This window comes from Roseibium sp. 10G30-5 (assembly GCF_055809635.1).
This window is the reverse complement of sequence record NZ_CM147918.1, coordinates 3,352,499-3,370,481: the sequence shown is the minus strand read 5'-3', so window position 1 is coordinate 3,370,481 and position 17,983 is coordinate 3,352,499. Positions and strand designations below refer to the sequence as shown.

At 59.8% G+C, this 17,983-nt stretch carries 17 protein-coding genes and 5 pseudogenes; 5 read left to right on the top strand and 17 right to left on the bottom strand.

Translation table 11 applies throughout. The features are described from left to right. Positions 1 to 31: 31 nt before the first annotated feature. From AC0L7U_RS17085 to AC0L7U_RS17015, 15 genes and pseudogenes are all read right to left on the bottom strand, one after another. Positions 32 to 934, bottom strand: a complete 903-nt coding sequence (locus AC0L7U_RS17085) for a DUF2163 domain-containing protein (RefSeq protein ID WP_473692389.1) — start codon at positions 932 to 934, stop codon at positions 32 to 34. A gap of 43 nt (positions 935 to 977) precedes the next feature. Further along, positions 978 to 1,568 carry a phage distal tail protein, Rcc01695 family gene (locus AC0L7U_RS17080; protein ID WP_473692387.1) on the bottom strand — a complete coding sequence of 197 codons (591 nt, stop codon included), beginning with the start codon at positions 1,566 to 1,568 and terminating at the stop codon, positions 978 to 980. A 59-nt stretch (positions 1,569 to 1,627) separates the two neighbouring features. Next, complete coding sequence (locus tag AC0L7U_RS17075; protein WP_473692386.1) at positions 1,628 to 2,191, bottom strand: phage tail tape measure protein; 564 nt, start codon at positions 2,189 to 2,191, stop codon at positions 1,628 to 1,630. Next, positions 2,188 to 2,409, bottom strand: coding sequence for a phage tail assembly chaperone (locus AC0L7U_RS17070; protein ID WP_473692384.1), 222 nt, complete (start codon positions 2,407 to 2,409; stop codon positions 2,188 to 2,190). Before AC0L7U_RS17070 ends, AC0L7U_RS17075 begins: the two co-directional genes overlap by 4 nt. 35 nt (positions 2,410 to 2,444) lie before the next feature. After that, positions 2,445 to 2,855, bottom strand: a complete 411-nt coding sequence (locus AC0L7U_RS17065; protein WP_473692382.1) for a gene transfer agent family protein — start codon at positions 2,853 to 2,855, stop codon at positions 2,445 to 2,447. Then, positions 2,855 to 3,283, bottom strand: a complete 429-nt coding sequence (locus AC0L7U_RS17060) for a phage major tail protein, TP901-1 family (protein WP_473692381.1) — start codon at positions 3,281 to 3,283, stop codon at positions 2,855 to 2,857. Before AC0L7U_RS17060 ends, AC0L7U_RS17065 begins: the two co-directional genes overlap by 1 nt. A gap of 98 nt (positions 3,284 to 3,381) precedes the next feature. Continuing rightward, complete coding sequence (locus tag AC0L7U_RS17055) at positions 3,382 to 3,798, bottom strand: DUF3168 domain-containing protein (protein WP_473692379.1); 417 nt, start codon at positions 3,796 to 3,798, stop codon at positions 3,382 to 3,384. After that, a complete protein-coding gene (locus AC0L7U_RS17050; protein ID WP_473692377.1) occupies positions 3,798 to 4,097 on the bottom strand; it encodes a phage head closure protein in 300 nt (99 codons plus the stop codon). Before AC0L7U_RS17050 ends, AC0L7U_RS17055 begins: the two co-directional genes overlap by 1 nt. Before the next feature lie 11 nt (positions 4,098 to 4,108). Next, on the bottom strand, positions 4,109 to 4,678 hold the full coding sequence (locus AC0L7U_RS17045) for a head-tail connector protein (RefSeq protein WP_473692375.1): 570 nt from the start codon (positions 4,676 to 4,678) through the stop codon (positions 4,109 to 4,111). A gap of 181 nt (positions 4,679 to 4,859) precedes the next feature. Next, positions 4,860 to 6,059: pseudogene (locus tag AC0L7U_RS17040) on the bottom strand (phage major capsid protein); the annotation flags it as partial. 414 nt (positions 6,060 to 6,473) lie between these two features. After that, positions 6,474 to 6,695: pseudogene (locus tag AC0L7U_RS17035) on the bottom strand (HK97 family phage prohead protease); the annotation flags it as partial. Then, positions 6,695 to 6,874 carry a hypothetical protein gene (locus AC0L7U_RS17030; protein ID WP_473692374.1) on the bottom strand — a complete coding sequence of 60 codons (180 nt, stop codon included), beginning with the start codon at positions 6,872 to 6,874 and terminating at the stop codon, positions 6,695 to 6,697. The pseudogene AC0L7U_RS17035 and the gene AC0L7U_RS17030, both read right to left, overlap by 1 nt. A gap of 390 nt (positions 6,875 to 7,264) precedes the next feature. Further along, positions 7,265 to 8,491, bottom strand: coding sequence for a phage portal protein (locus AC0L7U_RS17025; RefSeq protein ID WP_473692372.1), 1,227 nt, complete (start codon positions 8,489 to 8,491; stop codon positions 7,265 to 7,267). 81 nt (positions 8,492 to 8,572) lie between these two features. Beyond that, positions 8,573 to 10,002: pseudogene (locus AC0L7U_RS17020) on the bottom strand (DNA-packaging protein). Next, positions 9,923 to 10,468: a hypothetical protein gene (locus AC0L7U_RS17015; protein WP_473692371.1), complete on the bottom strand. Its 546-nt coding sequence runs from the start codon at positions 10,466 to 10,468 to the stop codon at positions 9,923 to 9,925. The pseudogene AC0L7U_RS17020 and the gene AC0L7U_RS17015 overlap by 80 nt, the downstream one beginning before the upstream one ends. A gap of 452 nt (positions 10,469 to 10,920) precedes the next feature. Between AC0L7U_RS17015 and AC0L7U_RS17010 the strand changes: the two genes are divergently transcribed. After that, positions 10,921 to 11,538 carry a DUF3833 family protein gene (locus tag AC0L7U_RS17010; protein ID WP_473692369.1) on the top strand — a complete coding sequence of 206 codons (618 nt, stop codon included), beginning with the start codon at positions 10,921 to 10,923 and terminating at the stop codon, positions 11,536 to 11,538. Positions 11,539 to 11,799: 261 nt separating this feature from the next. Then, positions 11,800 to 13,529, top strand: a pseudogene (locus AC0L7U_RS17005) (FMN-binding glutamate synthase family protein). Positions 13,530 to 13,603: 74 nt separating this feature from the next. Here AC0L7U_RS17005 and AC0L7U_RS17000 read toward each other — a convergent pair. Continuing rightward, a complete protein-coding gene (locus AC0L7U_RS17000; protein WP_473692367.1) occupies positions 13,604 to 14,104 on the bottom strand; it encodes a YcgN family cysteine cluster protein in 501 nt (166 codons plus the stop codon). 143 nt (positions 14,105 to 14,247) lie between these two features. Between AC0L7U_RS17000 and AC0L7U_RS16995 the strand changes: the two are divergent. The 3 genes and pseudogenes from AC0L7U_RS16995 to AC0L7U_RS16985 all read left to right on the top strand — a co-directional run bounded on the left by AC0L7U_RS16995 (position 14,248) and on the right by AC0L7U_RS16985 (position 17,772). Then, positions 14,248 to 16,511, top strand: a pseudogene (locus AC0L7U_RS16995) (transglycosylase domain-containing protein). Then, positions 16,508 to 17,206, top strand: a complete 699-nt coding sequence (locus tag AC0L7U_RS16990) for a DUF1214 domain-containing protein (protein ID WP_473692365.1) — start codon at positions 16,508 to 16,510, stop codon at positions 17,204 to 17,206. Before AC0L7U_RS16995 ends, AC0L7U_RS16990 begins: the two are co-directional and overlap by 4 nt. Next, positions 17,203 to 17,772 carry a DUF1254 domain-containing protein gene (locus tag AC0L7U_RS16985; RefSeq protein WP_473692363.1) on the top strand — a complete coding sequence of 190 codons (570 nt, stop codon included), beginning with the start codon at positions 17,203 to 17,205 and terminating at the stop codon, positions 17,770 to 17,772. Before AC0L7U_RS16990 ends, AC0L7U_RS16985 begins: the two co-directional genes overlap by 4 nt. A gap of 51 nt (positions 17,773 to 17,823) precedes the next feature. Here AC0L7U_RS16985 and AC0L7U_RS16980 read toward each other — a convergent pair whose 3' ends face one another. Then, the gene (locus AC0L7U_RS16980) at positions 17,824 to 17,973 is read right to left on the bottom strand and encodes a hypothetical protein (RefSeq protein WP_473692361.1); all 150 of its coding nucleotides are present in this window, start codon (positions 17,971 to 17,973) and stop codon (positions 17,824 to 17,826) included. Between the last annotated feature and the right edge of the window lie 10 nt (positions 17,974 to 17,983).

The window sequence follows — 17,983 nt, the reverse complement described above, 5'->3', positions numbered from 1 at the left end:
GCGCAAGGATCCGTGTCGTCACCTATGGAAGTCAGACAAGCGCACCTCCATCGTTTTCACCGGTGTTGCGGGCTGGGTAAGAGAGAACGAAATCACTGCCCGGCATATGAGGAAAGCCTTGGAAGTTCAGCGCGTTGAGGAATTTCTCCTGACAGGTGGCAAAACGCTTGTCGCAACCGGCGGTCACCTGCAAGGCGACACCGATAGCCAGCTCTTCAGGCGGGGCCTGCCAAAGCGCCAGAACCGCATCCCCATCCTCTGTCCAATGAGAGGCTATCTCGCTGGCAAACCCCTTCAGTGTTCCGTCGAGCACCAGACAATGCCCGCCAGCAAACCAGCCAGCGTCATAGTCAATCAGACCGGTGGTGACGAGTATGCCGGCCTGCGTGGCTGCGGCAGCGCTGGCCTTGATGCTTGCCTGCGCCCGAAACGCGGCGGATGTCACATCCACACGACAGCGCCTATCGCCCAGATCCGCATCACAGGCCAGCCCGAACACCCGTCCTTTCACCGCCTCCAGCGCATGAGACAAGCCTCTCAGTTCAGCACGGAAGGCAACGCCGGACCGATGCACCTCGCCGATGGTGGCGCGCTGGGTCAAAAGACGGACCTCCGGCTCGGCCCAATCGACCAGATAGACCTCGACACTGGCACCGTCCCAAAGACCTGCTTCCAAGTCTGCATCCCGCAAACCGTCGCTGGTCAGGGCCCCGCTGACATCCGCACCGCCGACAGAAAACATTGGACCGGCAGAAACCGTTGTCGCCTCCAGACCATTTTCCGGCAAACAATCGACCTCGGCGACGTGCACCGCCCGGTCGTGATCCGTGAAGCCAAGACGCACACCATCGCGGCGCGTCACGAGCCAGCAGGTGCAAAGTGTCGTCGTGCCTTCAGCCAATCGGGCTTGCAATGTTGGGGGCAGAATTTTCATGACGGTCTTTCTTCGAGACAGAGCAAAGTCAGCGCGAACCGCGTCAAAGCCGGATTTCGATAAGCGGAATGGAGGGAATATCGCCCGCCTCGAAATGCGTCAGGCTCAGTTCCAGTTTGTCGAGATCGAAGCGGACCGGCACGTCGAAGCGAAACCCCGCCGTGAGCACGGCACCAGAGGCCGGAGGCACGGCACACACACACTCACCGCTCTGCGGATCGATCGTAAAATCCGTGTCGCGGGCCTGCTCCAGGCCGTTGACGCTCAGTCGCACGCTGTCAGCAATCGGCAAGGCAATCTCCCGCACATAGGCCGTTGCGCCCGTGCCATAGCTTTTGCACAGACGAAACCGGGTCGTCGTCCCGTCGCCGGTTGGCAAGGGCTGGTCAGCTGGCGTGATGCCCTCACTTGCAAGAGTGGACGCATGGTCGAAGGGATCGCGAAAGCGAAAGCCGTACAGACGCCCACGTGCCTTTTCGAAAAGGGCAAGGACGGCTCGTAAATCGCCCAGAGATCGGATGCCGGTCGAGGCATCGTAGCGGCGGCGACTGTCTGCCCACCGAGCATTGCGCGCCTCATGACCAGAGGCGAGAGACACCACCTGTGGTCTGGCGTTCCGGCCCGCCCAACGCATCAAAGGCCACACTCAAAGGGAACAGTTCATCGCGCAAAAACATCGCCGGTTCTCCTTTGTCACAGGCCGCGTGCGCCGCGTTTGACGGCCCGTGCCACCATGGCCGAAATTTGCACCTGGGACCGGGCAAACGACTGAACATCCGGCGTGCGCACGTTGATCTGCACGGTCCCTCCGCCGCCGCCCGCCTGTCCTGTACGCACGCCAAGGCGTCCGTTGCTGTCACGTGACAGCGGCAGGATCGCTTCCGCTCCAGCCTCACCAGTTACGCCCAGCGCGCCATCCGCACCGAAGTAGGTGGGCGAGGCCACAACACCGCCCTTCGCAAAGGGTGTGATTGACGAAAACAGCCCACTCAACACCGACGATGCGCCGGATTGCACAGCACCTTGCAGCGGCTGCAAGGCGGCGGACAAGGTATTCGACGACACACTGAGTGCGACTTGTCGAAACACACTCTCCAGCGATTTGCCCTGCAGGACGGCCGCCTTGAGACCACTCGTCAGGCTGAACGAAAATCCGTCTGCCGCCTTCTGGATGATCTGCATCTGGCTGGCAAAACTGCGCAATTCGTTCAAGGGCACTGAAACCGCGCTTGTCTGCAATTCCGTCGGATCTGTCATCGTTCAATCTCCTGATCAGGAAAGCGGGCAATCAGTTCGGCAAGGTCCGGGCGCGAAAGTCCTTGCGATGCCGCCTGCCCGCCGGAAGACAGGCGCAAGGCCGCCGCCAACTCCCGCGGTGTCGCCGCCCAGAAGGTCGACGGCGACCAGAAGAGCTGCCCCATCGCCAGATACATCATCAGTTCCCAGGGAAAGCCCGGCCGCTCAGGTACCGACATCTGAGCCTCTGGTTTGAGAGGCTGGGATGCCCCGCTCAGGCAAAAGGGCGGCGGGACCCCTCCGCAACCCTGTCTGTCGTCATTGCAGAAGAGTCTGCCGAGGGAGCCGATGGAGATGGCTCGTCAGCCAGATCACTGTCGGTGCCAAACGTTGCCTGCAACAAATCACTGGCGATCATGGCAAACCCCCGCAAGCCGCCGGGGGTGGTCATGGCGGCCACCTGATCGTCGCTGACGTCGTGCCCCGCACCGCGCAGGCCGGCAGCAATCACCCGGATCAGATCCCGAGCCGACAGGTTGCCCCCTCCGAACCGGGCCAGAAGTGTTTCCAGCGTATCGCAAGCAAAGGCGTGTTCCAATTCGGCCAAGGCCCCCAGCGTCAGAACCAATGTCCATTGCCGTCCATCAAGACTGGCCAGCACTTCACCCCGAATACGGTTGACCATCAGCTTGCCCCTGTTTCATCTGCGGTAAAGCTCAAGGAACCGGCGGATTCCAGTGCCAGTTCATAGGTGACTTCACCGTCATGATTGCCGGCGTACTCTAATGCGGTGAGTTGAAATGCCCCCTGCAACACGCCAAAATCGGGAATGACCACCTGCCACGGACAAATGGTGCCATCGAAGAAGATCTGGCGCGCCGCCGTATCGCTGGCCTGATCCCGAAACAGACCTGACCCGGCAAGGCTGGCGGACCGTGTGCCCGCTTGCGCCAGAAGCTCGCGCCAGCGCCCCGCGCTGTCGGAATTGGTCACATCGACCGTGCCTGCATTCAGCGCCAGACGGCGCGTCCGCAGACCTGCGATGGTTTCGAAATCACCCGTCGATTGCCGGTCAACCTTCAACAGAAGATCGCGGCCAGCCTGAACACCCATGGCTTACCTCCCTTGCTCATCATGTCTTGAAACCGAATGGCTTTCGCGCGCCAACACCGCAACCAGAAGTGCGGAGAACTGTTGGAAGCGCCAGGACGTCACACCGGCGCAGGCTCGCTGACGATGCGCAGGCCGATTTCAGCACGTCGGGTTCGTCCGTCGCGCAGCGTCTCGCAGGAAATGCCGCTGAGTTGCAGGCCGACAACCCTTGCACCAGCCACACGAAGCGGCGCATCCATCAGCACAGTTCCCGCGCGTGCCGCAAGGCTCAGCGCCTCATCACTATTGGCTGCCCGCGACAAAACCGCCAGCGTCAGCTCATGCAAGAGACCTTCGTCCAGCGTGTTCAGCAGAAGGCTTGTTCCGATGGCATCCAGCCGAACATAAGGAAAAGCCTGCGCCCGTGGCGGAACATCGAAAACCCTGTCCCCACCAAGCGCCTGTGTCAGCGGACTGTCAGAGGCGAGCCGCGCAAGCAAGGCTCGCTTCAGAGCTGTCATGGCAAAATCGCTCATCAGCTTTCCACCTCCATCCGACAGACCACATTGCGCTGACGACCATCCGGATCAGCCACCGCCAGAATGCGGTAGGTCACACCGTCAAAGATGGCGCGCCACCCGGCGGCGATGTCGGCGCGGTAGCGCAGCCGCAGCGTATAAACAGAGCGGCTTTGAAGGCGTTCACCTGCCATGCCCTCGTTCTGGCTGATCAGTTGACACTCCGCGAAGTCATTGCCGACCGGCTCAAAGGTGATGGACACATTGCCCTCTACCAGCGTCTCGACCGGGCGATGCAGATCGACGACCTGTCGCAATTGCCCCGCCCTCACAACAAGGGAATCCGGTTGACGCTCATCAGACGGTCCAACCCATGCGGCAGCGACGCCATGGCAAGCTCGGTGCCTGCCTCGCGGTGCTCAAACCAATGCGCGACGAGCAGCTTGATGGCCTGACGAAAAGTCTCCGGCACATCGCCCGGGTTGTCGCCGTAGCCGACCGTGAAGTCGATCTCGATGCCCAACATTTGTTGAGATGGCAGCCCGGCACCGGGCCGAACCCGCACGCGGGCGGGCGTTTGCCCTTTCAGGATGCTGTAGTCCTCCACGGCAAGGCCATGCGGATCGCCGTCCAGATCATAAACAACCACCTGATCAATGGAAATCAGCGGGCCAACGGGCAATGCGATATGCCGGCCAAGCGGCCATTCGTCGAGATAAAGCCGGTAGCCTTGCGTCATGAACGCGCGGCGCGTTTCAGTCTCAACGTGGCGTGTGGCAGCAGCAATCAGCTCACTGATCAGATCATCCTCAAGATCGGAGCGGACGCGCAGATAACGCTTCATGCTGGCCAGATCGACCGGTTGCAGTGCAGGCGCACTCACTCGAACAGCAGTCATCACAGTCTCCCCCTGAATGCGGGCACAAAAAAGCCGGGCTCCAGAAATCAAGAGCCCGGCGAGTAGCAGGGAGTAAGCGCTTACTGGGGATGCCCCACGGCATCTCAGCAACGCAATCAAAGGACGCCGCAAAGCCTCCGGCGTGACCAGTCTTTTCCCCGCGCGAAGTGGCGGGGCTTATCGCCTGGAAGGTCAGAAGCTTGATGGCATCAAAATCCTGAACGCCACCGCCGACACGCTTGGTCGTGTAGAACAGCACATAGGGCTTGGCCGAATAGGGGTCGCGCAGGATACGAACACCCATGCGATCCACCACCAGATAGCCACGCTTGAAATCGCCAAACGCAATCGCTGATGCGTCGGTGGCAATGTCCGGCATGTCTTCGGCTTCGGTGATCGGAAAGTTCAACAAGGTTGCCGTCTCGCCCGCCACAGCCGGTGGCTGCCACAAGTAGTTGCCGTCGCCGTCTTTCAGTTTGCGCAGTGCGCCCTGCGTCTTTCGGTTCATGACAAACCGGGCGTTCTGGCGATAGCCACTCTTCAGGGCGTAGATCAGATCCAGCAGAGCATCACCGGGTGCGGTGGTGGCGAAACCACCATCAACCCCGGTCGCCAGAGTGCCAAGCTTGCCCCAGGACCAACTGGCCTCGGCAATCGTGTCTACACTCAGGAACCCTTTAGGCTTGCTGACGCCGTCCCCTGTCACGAAGGCCGCGCCTTCCTGCTCGGCGAAAGCGGTTTCCACCTCTTCCGCGATCCAGGCATCCATATCGACGGCAGCATCTTCCAGAAGCGAGGCCGTCGCCGCAGGCATGGCGTAAAGCTCCATTGCGGGAAACGTCAATTCGCCCAACGTTGGAGCACTGGTCTGCGGGCGGTTGTCCTTTTCGCCCACCCACCCGGTTTCTGGCCCCGTCAGCGAAAACGGCTTCTTGTAGGTCGACGACGACACCTGCCGCACCGAGGCAATGGCGCGGATGGGCGACACCTGTGCCAGCCGGCGCATGATGCCAGCTTCCGTTTCTTCCGGCACCAGATAGCCGCCATCGGGATCGGAGCTTACCGACATCGCCTTGGCTTCCAAAGCGCGCAAGCTGTGATCCTGACCCGAGCGCACATAGGCTTCAAACGCCGACTTATGCTCAAGCGCTGGCCCTGAAAACTGCCGTTCAGACTGCGCCGAAAGATCCGGACGTCGGGCCTTGATGCTCAAGGTATCCATCCGCCGTTGCGCCTGATCCAAAGCCTTGTCGAGGCGATCGAGTTTTTCCAGCGTCAGGACATCCGAGGTGCCGCGCTGCTCGATCTCCGAGAGGCGCGCATCATTGACATCCCGGTAGCTTTCAAAGGTACGGAAAAAAGCATCGAACGTGCGGGCCATGCCCTGTCCGGCGTCCTCAACCGGACGGGCGGGAAGTGCCGGGTCTGCGTGACCGGCCACCGGCCCGGCCTTGATCTCGAACGGAGTTTCGTTTGCGTGTGTCATCTGCATTTCTCCTTGTGAAAGCGGAAGAATCAAGCGGTCGGCAAACCGGGTAAAAGACTTGCTCGCGCCTCGCTTGCCTGCGGAAACGTGACGAGGGAGATTTCCCAAAGGTCGATCTCCGAAAGAATGCGACCTGCGGACCGTGGCCCGCGCACGGCGGTCACAGCCCGAAAGCCAATAGAGAGACCGGTGACCGCCCCGCCCGCCACGAGCGCTGCGGCTTCGCGAGCACTGGCGAACGCCGGGCAGCAGGCGTCCCGCCACCCGCAGCCCTTTCCGATCTTCAAGAACATGCGTCCATACGCCAATGGGATTGGCCGGATCGTGTTGCCAAAGCATGGCGATCCGACTGAGGCGGCCACCGGCAAGCGACCGGGCGAAGGCGCCCTGCATCACCACATCGCCAGACGCATCTCGCTGACCAAAGAGGCTGGCGTAGCCGCCAATGAGCGGTGCCTGCGCCTGTGCGGCCTCTTGATGCAAGCCCTCTTGCTCCCGGGTCCAGTTGCGACTACGTCCCGTCAGCCGCATCACCGCTCGCTCCGATCCGGCGCTTCGCGCACAAGATCCTGCAAGGTGCCTCGCAGATCTTCAAACAGCGGTTGATGATGCAAGGTGCTGCGACTTGGACCGAGCACCCCTTCAAGCGAACCACGCAGGGCCGCAGACAAGCGGTGTCGCCCCGCCGCCAATGAACAGACGAGTTTCATTGAAGTCTCCTCTTCAGGTCTTCGAAAACACTGGGGAATTGTTTATCCGGGTCCGGGTCAAGGCCGGGATCGAATGGCCGTCGCTTGCGGACTGCGCGCGCCTCAGTCGCGTCGATTTTGGTCTGCCGGATCAGTGTCTTGGGGCGCACCTCTGGTCCATCGATTCATACGTGTGTCGGCGTTGGCTGACCGGGCGTTAAGACAATGAGTCAAGTTTCGGTTCAAGTGGCCGATTTCTGTTACGAAATCCGCGAAGCGCTTGTTGGACGCCGCCAACTCGCGGATCAGCCATGGCGCACAGCACCGTCGCAGCGGCGGCCCAGAGAAACAGCGCCATATGAGCGAGATCGCCCCGTTCGATGATTGAGCGGGGCACATCATCCAGCCACATCATGCCCCCTCACCGCGTGCGTGTTCGGCATCCCGCCCAGAAATATGTCCATAGCCCACAGCCTCACGCTTTTCGTCGCTGGTCAGGAAACTGGCCGCATCAACGCGTCGCCACAGCGCTTCGCGTTCTCCGGCCAGTGCCTCGATGGCGTCCAGATCCGGCTGCAATTGCAAATCCAGTTTCCAGGCAGGTGACAACCAGCTTGCCAAGGCCTGCGCCGTACGCTGTACGAGAGGCAGGACGGCGGCCCGCCAGAAAGCCCGGTTGGCTTCCTGATAATTCGAATAGGTGTTGTCGCCGGGTATGGCCAACAGCATGGGCGGCACCCCGAAAGCCAAAGCGATTTCACGCGCAGCCTGGTTCTTGGCCTCGATGAAATCCATGTCTTTGGGCGTCATCCCCATCGGCTTCCAGTCCAGCCCGCCTTCCAGCAACAAGGGACGTCCGGCATTTCGCGCACCTTGATAGCCGCTTTCAAGCTCGCTCTTCAGCCGATCAAACTGATCTGCCGTCAAGTTGACACTGTCCCCCATACCGTAGACCAGGGCGCCCGACGGACGGGCCGCATTGTCCAGCAGCGCCTTGTTCCAACTCGCCGCCGCATTGTGCAGATCGAGACTGGTCTGTGCCGCTTCGATAGGGGCAAACCCATAGTGATCGTTCAACGGGTGAAACAGTTTCAGATGCCGCAGAACCGCGACACCCCCACCTTCGCCTGCTTCCTCCGCCGGAATGCGAAGTGTACGCCCGGCCACGGTGTAGTCATAAGCCTGCGGCCAGCCGTCACTGCCCGGCACCACCCGCACCCGGTCGGGGCGCAACGCATGCAACTCCTGCGGAATACCAGCGACTGACACCTGTTCCAGATAGGCATTGCCGGACACCAGCAGATGACCATAGACGGTCTCAAGGAAGGTGCCGCGCGTCTCCTGCTGATTGGGATGTGTCAAAAGATCCAGCAAGGGATGCTGCACCAGTTCGCGCGGCCCGGCAAACAGCGACAGGGGAACGCTGGCGGCGGCCTCCGAGATCATGCGAACCGCCCGATAGACAACCGGATTGCGTGCAAAGCCCTCGCGGGTCAAAGCGGCATAATCGCGTGGCGTCCACACCGGTTGCGCATGAGCCTGAAGCGCCAGCAGCGGCCCGGCACGCGAGGCCTTCACCTCCTGCGGCTGGTCTGTTTGCCGTGCGAACACTGAATCAAGGAAGGAGGATAAGCCCATGATCTTGCGTGCCTTTCTTCTGTGTTTCAGAAAGTGATTCAAGCGGCTCGCGCTGAGTCAGCGTGCAACGCGCCTGCCCGCCTACAAGGAACGCAAACGCGGTGCGCCTTTGGGGCCAAGCATGAGGTCGGTCAAAGCCCAGACCAGCGCATCCAGTCGGTCGGGCGAGCGGCCCGTCGACAAGCCTCCGGGACCGAAATCGCTCATCTCGTCTTCCAGTTCGGGAAGCGCCCCCACATGCCGCACACGACCCTGGTCGTAGAGCATAGCCACCGGCTCGGCGCGCGAGAACTTGGCCCGCGTCGCCCGTACCTGCTTCACCGGAACGCTTGCGTCGACACTGGCGATCACCTCGGCCACCATCTCACCACCCTGGTTGACTTCCGCCACCAGACAGTCGGCAGCCAACCCGTGCCAGAGACCAGTGGCCACCGCCGCCCACTCGGACGGACGAGCCCGCTGACGGGATCGATCGGCCAGCACATAGGCCAGACCATCTTCCCCCATTCCCACCGCGATGATGCCACAGGCGTCTGCCTTGCGTCCCGAGGTTGCCGGTGGATCAATGGCGATGACAATGCGCGTCAGGCTTTCGGGTGCATGTGCCACTCGACAGGCCTCCAGCGTGTCACGTGTCCACAGCGCATCTGGCCGATCCTCGATCAATTCGCCATCCAGTTCCTGTCGGCCAAGACGGGTCCCGGCGTATCGGCCAACAACCGTCTCCAGAAATCCCGGTGCCAGGAAAGGTGCATTGGCGCGCGTCGGTGCATGGCTCACACAGGTGCGCTCGGTCCCCAACAAGCGTTTCAGGATCGGCACTGGACGCGGCGTGGTGGTGATCAACTGGCGGGGCCACTGGCCCAGCCGCAAACCGAATTGCAACATATCGAAGGTCTCCTCTGCATAACGCCACTTGGCGATTTCATCACACCAGGCAAGATCGAACTGCGGACCGCGCAGAGCCTCCGGATCTTCGGAGGAAAACGTCTGAGCGATGGCCCCGTTGGACCATTCAAGGCGCCGTCGTGTCGGCGTCCATACCGGCCGTTCTGCCTTGGGATGAACGCTGAGAATGCCGGAGACCCCTTCAACCATGACCTCGCGCACATCGGCCAGTGTTTCCCCGACAAGCGCTATGCGTCCATAGGCCGGGCCTGCAGCAGCGCTCCGGGTGTGCAGTTGCGTCGCCCCCCCTTGCTTGAAACCCTGGTGATTGGATCACCGTCTCCCTGACGGTCCAGTCGATGTCCTTGCGCCATGGCACGCACCCATTCCGCCCCGGCACGGGTTTTGCCTGCACCGCGCCCACCCATTAGCAGCCACACCATCCAGTCGCCCGGTGGTGGCAGTTGATGGTCATGCGCAAACGTCGGCCAATCGGTGAGCAGAAACCGGATTTCCGCCGCACTAAGGGTTGCAAGGGCCGCATCAAGGTTGCGATTGCGGACACAAGCGGCCAAGACGCTCCGCAAGCTGGGCCCGCAAGGTCTCGGGGTCACCAAGCTCATCGTCTGCCCCCTCGTTTTCCAGATGGCTGGTTTTCTTCAAGTCCAGCAGAACACTCAGCGTGCGGGCAAGACTGGCAAGTGTTTTGACCGTCTTGTCGATTTCGCCAAGATCGCTGGAGACACTCGCTTCCAGCAACAGCTCCTTGAGCCGGGCTTCCATCTGGTCCACCTGGCTGGCAAAGGCCTGATAGAGGCGCTCCACAAGGTGAGGCTGACCGTCCGCTGCAGACGATGCGCCGGGGTCGGAGCCTGTGGCTTCCGGCAGCGTCGCCATAAGCTGGCGCACCTCATCCGGCACCTCGACAGCGGACGAGACCAACGGGTCAAGTGACTGGCTCGACAGTGCTGACTGCGCAGTCTCGTCCTTATCCGACGGAGATGCGCCTGAGCGGTGCCGTCCGGTCTTTCGCCCCCTCATCAAACGATCCGTGCGTTGGGCAAACCGTGTTGGACCCTTGCGTGACACTTGCGCCTCCCGCTTGCAGTTATTCCTCGGCAAAACCGGAAATTCGGCCATAAAAAAAGCCGCTTGGGCGGAATGAGCGAAACTTGTGCTCACACGGCCAAAGCGGCTTACAATGTTTGTTCAAGAAACAGATGCAGCATCAAAAATGCCAACACATCCAAACAGCGCCAGACACGACATTCCAGCATCACTCAACACCGACAGGTCAGGCCGGGCAGAAACTCTCAAGATGTCTGGAGACGCAAACCCGAAGCGGTGACTCAATCTCATCAGCACCAATCGGATCCGATGAGTTAAGTCGTCTTACACTTCTTCGAGCATGACAAAAACCTATCAGACCATCGTCACGCTGTCAAGAATATATTCCTATTTCAGGATCTTTCCGATCCGATCTCCAGTCTCCCTCGTAAACAAAGTGAGTTTTCCGTTCAGTTTTTCGATGGAGCATCCTCATGCATAGAAGACAATTTCGACGGTTTGTCGCCAGCCTGACACTGGCCGCGACCCTGCCTCTCGCCGGTGGTCTTGCCCTCTCACAAAGCGTGCAAGCGACGGACATGCACAAAACCAAGATGATGCACGACAAGATGCACAAGACGATGATGCATCAGCAGATAACCGCCTATAAACCGCTTGTGCTGGAGACGTTTTTCCAGGGCCGCACAGTTGGTCACGGTGCGTTCACCAGCAAGATTGCCGGTGTGCATCGCAAGCTTACCGCTTATATGCACGGCTCATGGGATGCGCGCCACTATCGCTTCACCCTGCGCGAGGACATCCGCTACGACGACGGTGAGCGCGATCATGCCGTATGGGTGTTTCAAAAGCTCAGTAACGACCACTATGTCGGTCAGCGCTCGGACGTCATGACCATCGTGCAGGCCCGTCGCACCAAGGGAGCGCTTGGGTTCTCCTATGTCACCAGCGTTCCGGTCAAGGATAGCAAGACCGAATTGCGTTTCTCAGACACCCTGACCCAGACCGGGCCGAAGACTGTGATCAACACCTCGAAGGTCACCAAATTGGGCATCCCCGTTGGCAAGGTCTACATCACATTCAAACGCCCCTGATCTTCAGCGGCGCGCAAGACAGGTCTTGTGCGCCGCATGGCACGTGATCCAGGAAAAACGCGGCATGACCAAATTGTAATGGAGCCGATCTCGCATTAACCCGTTATCAAGTCGCAGCCGACCTGGTTTTGGACCTTCCAGCGCATATGCCGCCCCCCTCCGGCCCCGTGCTGGAAGGTCCGAAACCTGACGACATGATATTGAAATCATTTTATGATGAGCATGTTTTCGGCAGCCCAGCCTTGATCGCCAGGAGATTGCATGACCCCTTCGAGCATTGTTTCTTTTCCTTCCCGCTATTTCGCCTTGGTTCTGTCTGTCGCCCTAACACTGCTCGGGATCCTGTTAAGCGCAACCGCATCGCCCGACTTTATCTGGCTGACGCTTGTGGCATTGGGGCTCATGCTGGTCGGACTGCGCGATCTGATGCAGAAGAGCCATTCGATCCTGCGCAACTATCCGATCATCGGCCATTTCCGCTACATGCTGGAAACCATCCGGCCAGAGTTGAGACAGTATTTTTTCGAAAGCAATCTTGACGGAACACCGTTCTCACGCGAGCAGCGCAGTCTGGTCTACGACCGCGCCAAGAACATCGAAGGCAACAAGCCCTTCGGAACGGAATACAACGTCTATTCCAACGAATATTCCTGGGTGAACCATTCCATCGCTGCCAAGCGTCCAGAAGAAAATCTCGAAGAGAACATCGAAACCGACGACATGATGCGCGTTCTCATCGGCGGTCCGGACTGCAAGCATCCCTATTCGGCCTCCATCTACAATATTTCCGCCATGAGCTTCGGAGCTTTGAGCGCCAATGCCATCTCAGCCCTCAACAAGGGCGCCAAGATGGGCAATTTCGCCCATGATACTGGCGAAGGCTCGATCTCGCGCTATCACCGGGAAGGCGGCGGTGACCTGATCTGGGAATTGGGGACCGGCTATTTCGGTTGCCGCAAGCATGACGGAACCTTTGATCCTGACAAGTTTGCCAAGAATGCGCAAACCGAACAGGTCAAGATGATCGAAATCAAGCTCAGCCAGGGTGCAAAGCCCGGGCACGGCGGCGTTCTCCCGGCCGCCAAGATGACGCCGGAAATTGCCGAAGCCCGCGATGTGCCGCTTGATCAGGACTGCATTTCGCCGCCCGCCCACTCCGCGTTCAACACCCCCATAGAGATGATGAATTTCATCAAGCAGCTGCGCGAGCTCTCCGGTGGCAAGCCGGTTGGCTTCAAGCTCTGCATCGGTCATCGCTGGGAGCTGATGGCCATTGTCAAGGCAATGCGGGAAACCGGCATCAAACCGGACTTCATCGTCGTTGATGGCGCAGAGGGGGGACTGGGGCAGCACCGCTGGAATTTTCCAACCGCCTCGGCACACCCTTGCGTCAGGGCCTCACTTTTCTGCACAATACGCTGGTCGGTGCCAACATGCGCGACGACATCCGCATCGGCGCCAGCGGCAAGCTGATCAGCGCGTTTGATATTGCGCAAGCGCTGTCCATGGGCGCGGACTGGGTCAATTCAGCACGCGGCTTCATGTTCGCAGTCGGTTGCGTTCAGTCGCAAGCCTGCCACACCAACCGCTGCCCGGTGGGTGTGGCAACGCAAGACCCCAAGCGCCAGAAGGCTCTGGTGGTGCCGGAAAAGTCGGAACGCGTCTGGCACTTCCATCGCAACACACTGAAAGCCCTTCTGGACTTTGCCTGTGCCTCAGGTCACGAAAGCCCACGAGATTTCAAACCGGAACACTTCTACCTACGCGAAGGCCACCGAGAGGTCCTGCCCGCCAGCACTGCCATCGAGTGGCTCAAGCCGGGCGACTTGCTGTCTGACAAGGATCTGCCGGGGTATTCCACCTATTGGGCGATGGCCACGGCAGAAAGTTTCGATCCTGTCAAAAGTGTTCCTGAAGCCAAGGAAGAACGTCAGGACGATGATCAGGAAGACAACACGCCCCGCGACACGGACGAAAAGTCCGGCGATTAACGCTCTCCTCTCCCGCCTTCATCTGCCACTCTGCAGTGGAGGCGGGACACTTTTACGCTGCCAGCGCAGCATCGTCAGTCTTTGACCTGATCCTTTTGAGGATCCCGCTCGGGCCAGTCGACCAGATGGCTTTCGTACTCTTCCAACTCCATGCCGACTTCGCTGACCGTGCGGCCCTGCACGGAAATACCCGCCTGATGCACGGTCTCCGGATCTCCTGAGACCAACGGGTGCCACCAGTAAAGATCATGGCCGTCACGAATCAGCCGGTAGCCGCAGGTAGGCGGCAGCCAAGTCAGTGTCTGCACTTCCTCGACCGTCAACTGGATACAGTCAGGCACGGTCGCCGCGCGATTTTCATAGTCCTTGCACCGGCAACTCTCGCCATCCAGCAACTGACAGGCAATGTTCGTCCACGCAATGGCGCCGGTATCCCAGTCTTCCAGCTTATTCAGACAACACCGTCCACATCCATCGCAGAGGCTTTCCCACTCTGCACTGGTCATCTGATCAAGACGTTTTGTCTTCCAAAACGGTTTCACCTTGGAATTATGTGGTTCTACGATTGATTTCATCGACGGTTTCGAGTTCCTTTGGCAAGGGGATTATCAGCGCCCTATCATGGTTGATCGACACACAGCAAGCAGGACGTTGAAACGTGGTGGACGACAAGACGTCATCGGATGCGGATAAGCACCCGGATGCGCAGGGGAAGGATATACCATCTTCCACGCCCACCGGATCTGGCGAGGGGGCACCTGAGCGCGCGCCGCGCCAACGTCTTACAGTGCGCCAGTTCCTGCTGTTGAGCGATGCTTGGGTCGACACCTTTCTGTGGCGTGGTGGCTCTGCCCTGAGACGTTTCTTCGAGAATTATGACGCCTTTTTGCGGCGATTTCGCGCCCGTGGCATCTGGCGTGTGTTGGCTGAACTGGGGTCCGACGGCATTACCTATGGCATTGCCGGGCTTATCGTCATGCTGGCCCTCGCGCAGCCCTCATTCCATGCGACCGAAAAGGCGGACTGGAAGACCACCAACGACTTTGCTGTCACTTTTGAAGATGCCGATGGCGACGAGATCGGACGACGCGGCATTGTCCTGAACGACAGCGTGCCGCTGTCTGAAATGCCCGACAATCTCATCAAGGCAACGCTTTCAACGGAAGACAGGCGCTTTTACCAACACTTCGGCATCGACGTGATGGGCACATTGCGCGCCATCGCGGTCAATGCGCAGGCAGGTGGCGTGGTGCAAGGCGGGTCCACCCTCACCCAGCAGTTGGCCAAAAACCTGTTCCTGTCCAATGAGCGCACCTTGAGCCGCAAGATCAAGGAAGCCTTTCTGGCGCTGTGGCTGGAAGCCAATCTGTCCAAGGACGAAATCCTCAAGCTCTACCTTGATCGCGCCTATATGGGGGGGGCGTGTTCGGAGTGACCGCGGCAGCAAAATTCTATTTCGGCAAAGATGTGCGCTCTCTCAATCTGGCGGAATGTGCCATGCTGGCGGGGCTTTACAAGGCGCCGACCAAATACGCTCCGCATGTCAATCTGCCCGCCGCCCGCGCCCGCGCCAATGAAGTACTGACCAATATGGTTCAGGCCGGCTATCTGACAGAAGGTCAGGTTCTGGGCGCAAGGCGTAATCCGGCCACGGCCATTGACCGCGCACAACAGCAGGCTCCCGAATATTATCTCGACTGGGCCTTCCAGCAAGTCCGCGACCTCGCCAAGACAACACCTGACCTGTCGCGCAACCGCATTCTGACAGTGCGCACCACCTTTGAACCCGAGTTACAACGGGCGGCGGATCAGGCGGTCACCTCGATCCTGGACCAGAACAGCGAAAGCCGCCGGGTCGATGAATCCGCCCTCGTCTCCATGCGTCCAGATGGCGCCGTGGTGGCCATGGTCGGCGGGCGCTCTTATGGCAAGAGCCAGTTCAACCGTGCTGTCGATGCCTTGCGCCAGCCGGGATCATCGTTCAAGCCCTTCGTCTATATGACGGCGTTTCTCAATGGCTTTACACCCAGCACCACCATCATTGACGGGCCAATCCACATCGGCAATTGGAGCCCGCGCAATTATGGTCGTCGCTATCATGGCCGCGTAACGCTGGAAACAGCTCTGACCCACTCCTACAACACCGTTCCCGTCCGCCTCGCACAGAAAGTGGGCCGCAAGGCCATCGTCGAGATGGCCTACAAGATGGGTATCACCCATGAACTGACCATTTCGGCCAGTCTGCCGCTTGGCGCCTCGGATGTGTCCGTCATCGACATGGCAGCGTCTTACGCATCCTTTGCCAATGGCGGGTACCGGGCCAAACCTTATGCCATCGTCAATGTGCGCGATAGCAACGGCGATGTTCTTTACAAGCATGACAGCAATCCGGAGCACCGCACGCGCATCCTGCCCGCCAAGCAGGTTGCCGAAATGAACCAGTGTCTGGTGAATGTAGTGGAAGCCGGAACCGGGCGGCAGGCTCGCCTTGAGGGCGTCGTGGCCGCAGGCAAGACCGGCACCACCTCAGCCTACCGCGATGCGTGGTTCGTCGGCTACACCGGCAACTTCTCAACAGCGGTCTGGCTCGGCAACGACAACTTCAGCGAGACCAACCGGGTTACCGGCGGCAATCTGCCTGCCATGACGTGGCACGCCTATATGGAAAAGGCGCAAAAAACCATGGCGCCCGCTGCAATGCCCGGCATAGACATTTCAACACTGCCGCGGTTCCCCAAAACGCTGGTGGTGGAAGAAAAGAAGCCGCAGACCCGCCCCGACAAGCTGTCACCAGAGACCGAACAGGTTCTGAGCGATGTTCGAGACGCCTTTGAAAGCCTCGCGCCTCGCGCCGAAGTTGATCCGGCAGGTCCCATGCGGGCTCCCGTTCGCGACGTCACACCCGCCCCGCCGGGCAAACAAGCTACCTTAGACACGGCGCACACCAGAGATGTCGCTAACCTTGAACGGGTCCTCCAATGACCACCCGTTACACGCCACGTCGGCGGTTGTCCGATCCTGAACCTTTGCTACACGACGACGCGCCCTTCGAGACGCCGCGCATTCTGCGTGACAGTCATCCGACGCCGCTGTCGTCGCTGGCAACACTCATGCTCATTCTGGTGTTCGGCACATTTCTGGGCATCCTGTCAGCCTATTACCTGATTGACCGGGCCCAACCTCTCGACCCGCTGAAGATTGGTCCCTGGGTTGTCGCGCCCCGCGCTACCGCGCTGGAAGCTGACCCCTACTCCAACGCCATCTATACCCGCGATGCCCGCATCCCGCTGGCAGACGGCGAAGGGCTGGTCATGGAGGCACGCACAGACAGCTTTGGCCGCACGCTGAATTCGTCCTGCACCTATCGCATCTACGGGACGACGCCAAACGCACGCCTGTGGACGTTGACGGCCACCGACCGAGAGGGACACTTGCGCCAGACAATCGCCGGTCGCAGTGATATTTCCAGCCGGCAGATTCTCTGGCAACCGGATGCCAGCTTCAAGATTACAGCGGCCAACATTCCTCAGTCTGGCAACTGGCTGCCACTACCGCGGGCGGCGGGTCGCTCAAATGACATCATGCTGACACTCAGACTTTACGACACCCGCGCCACCAACGCAGACGCCCTGAAAGGGGCCTCCCTGCCCGCCATCACCCGACTGGGCTGCCAATGAGACTGTCTCCCCGCTTCAGTTGGACGCTTGCCATTCTTGCCACGCTTGCATTGGCGACAATCGTTCACATTCTCATTGTTCTGACGATCCCGCAGAAGGTCACACACGGCAGCTACGTGCGGGTCAGCAATCTGGGCCCGAAACAGCAATTCAATCTGCTGGATACAGTCACGCCTGCAAACGAGCCGCTTCCCTCACTTGATCCGGCCATGGCCCATGCCACCTGCAGCTATTCGCTGGAGGATGGGCCGGTGTATCTTTCGGCCAACATTCCAACGTCGTTCTGGTCAATGGGCCTGTTTGATGACGCAGGCAAGGTGGTCTACAGCCTCAACAACCGTACGGTCGGGTCCGACAGTCTGTCCATGGTGGTGCTCACCTCAAGCCAGCTCAATGCGCTGCGCAAGAAGGATCCGGACGACTTGAAGGAAATGATCGTTATTGAAAGTCAGAGCCTGCACGGCTTCGTACTGCTGCGCGCCTTTGTCGATCACGATTATGACCGTGCCCGAATCAACAGCGCGCTGAAAAGCGCCTATTGCGGCGACCTGACAGACGCGGGATAAGATCCCGCGTCTGCTCTCTTCTTGTCTTTGGCAAATTTGGTTCGCCTGCGATCAGTGCAAGGCGGCAGGCTTGCCGCCCGTGTCGATGGGCCTCACGAAAAACACCAGAGGCGTAACGATCAAGGTTCCCAAGGCCAGCAAATAAAACAGGTCATTATAGGTCATCACAAGCGCCTGTGTATTCACCTGCTGGCTGATCATGGCGTAGCCT

Excerpts from the sequence above, each read along its gene's own strand:
- AC0L7U_RS17085 (WP_473692389.1), bottom strand. The coding sequence starts at position 934 with ATGAAAATTCTGCCCCCAACATTGCAAGCCCGATTGGCTGAAGGCACG.
- AC0L7U_RS17080 (WP_473692387.1), bottom strand. The coding sequence starts at position 1,568 with ATGCGTTGGGCGGGCCGGAACGCCAGACCACAGGTGGTGTCTCTCGCC.
- AC0L7U_RS17075 (WP_473692386.1), bottom strand. The coding sequence starts at position 2,191 with ATGACAGATCCGACGGAATTGCAGACAAGCGCGGTTTCAGTGCCCTTG.
- AC0L7U_RS17070 (WP_473692384.1), bottom strand. The coding sequence starts at position 2,409 with ATGTCGGTACCTGAGCGGCCGGGCTTTCCCTGGGAACTGATGATGTAT.
- AC0L7U_RS17065 (WP_473692382.1), bottom strand. The coding sequence starts at position 2,855 with ATGGTCAACCGTATTCGGGGTGAAGTGCTGGCCAGTCTTGATGGACGG.
- AC0L7U_RS17060 (WP_473692381.1), bottom strand. The coding sequence starts at position 3,283 with ATGGGTGTTCAGGCTGGCCGCGATCTTCTGTTGAAGGTTGACCGGCAA.
- AC0L7U_RS17055 (WP_473692379.1), bottom strand. The coding sequence starts at position 3,798 with ATGAGCGATTTTGCCATGACAGCTCTGAAGCGAGCCTTGCTTGCGCGG.
- AC0L7U_RS17045 (WP_473692375.1), bottom strand. The coding sequence starts at position 4,678 with ATGACTGCTGTTCGAGTGAGTGCGCCTGCACTGCAACCGGTCGATCTG.
- AC0L7U_RS17030 (WP_473692374.1), bottom strand. The coding sequence starts at position 6,874 with ATGAAACTCGTCTGTTCATTGGCGGCGGGGCGACACCGCTTGTCTGCG.
- AC0L7U_RS17025 (WP_473692372.1), bottom strand. The coding sequence starts at position 8,491 with ATGGGCTTATCCTCCTTCCTTGATTCAGTGTTCGCACGGCAAACAGAC.
- AC0L7U_RS17010 (WP_473692369.1), top strand. The coding sequence starts at position 10,921 with ATGCATAGAAGACAATTTCGACGGTTTGTCGCCAGCCTGACACTGGCC.
- AC0L7U_RS17000 (WP_473692367.1), bottom strand. The coding sequence starts at position 14,104 with ATGAAATCAATCGTAGAACCACATAATTCCAAGGTGAAACCGTTTTGG.
- AC0L7U_RS16990 (WP_473692365.1), top strand. The coding sequence starts at position 16,508 with ATGACCACCCGTTACACGCCACGTCGGCGGTTGTCCGATCCTGAACCT.
- AC0L7U_RS16985 (WP_473692363.1), top strand. The coding sequence starts at position 17,203 with ATGAGACTGTCTCCCCGCTTCAGTTGGACGCTTGCCATTCTTGCCACG.
- AC0L7U_RS16980 (WP_473692361.1), bottom strand. The coding sequence starts at position 17,973 with ATGATCAGCCAGCAGGTGAATACACAGGCGCTTGTGATGACCTATAAT.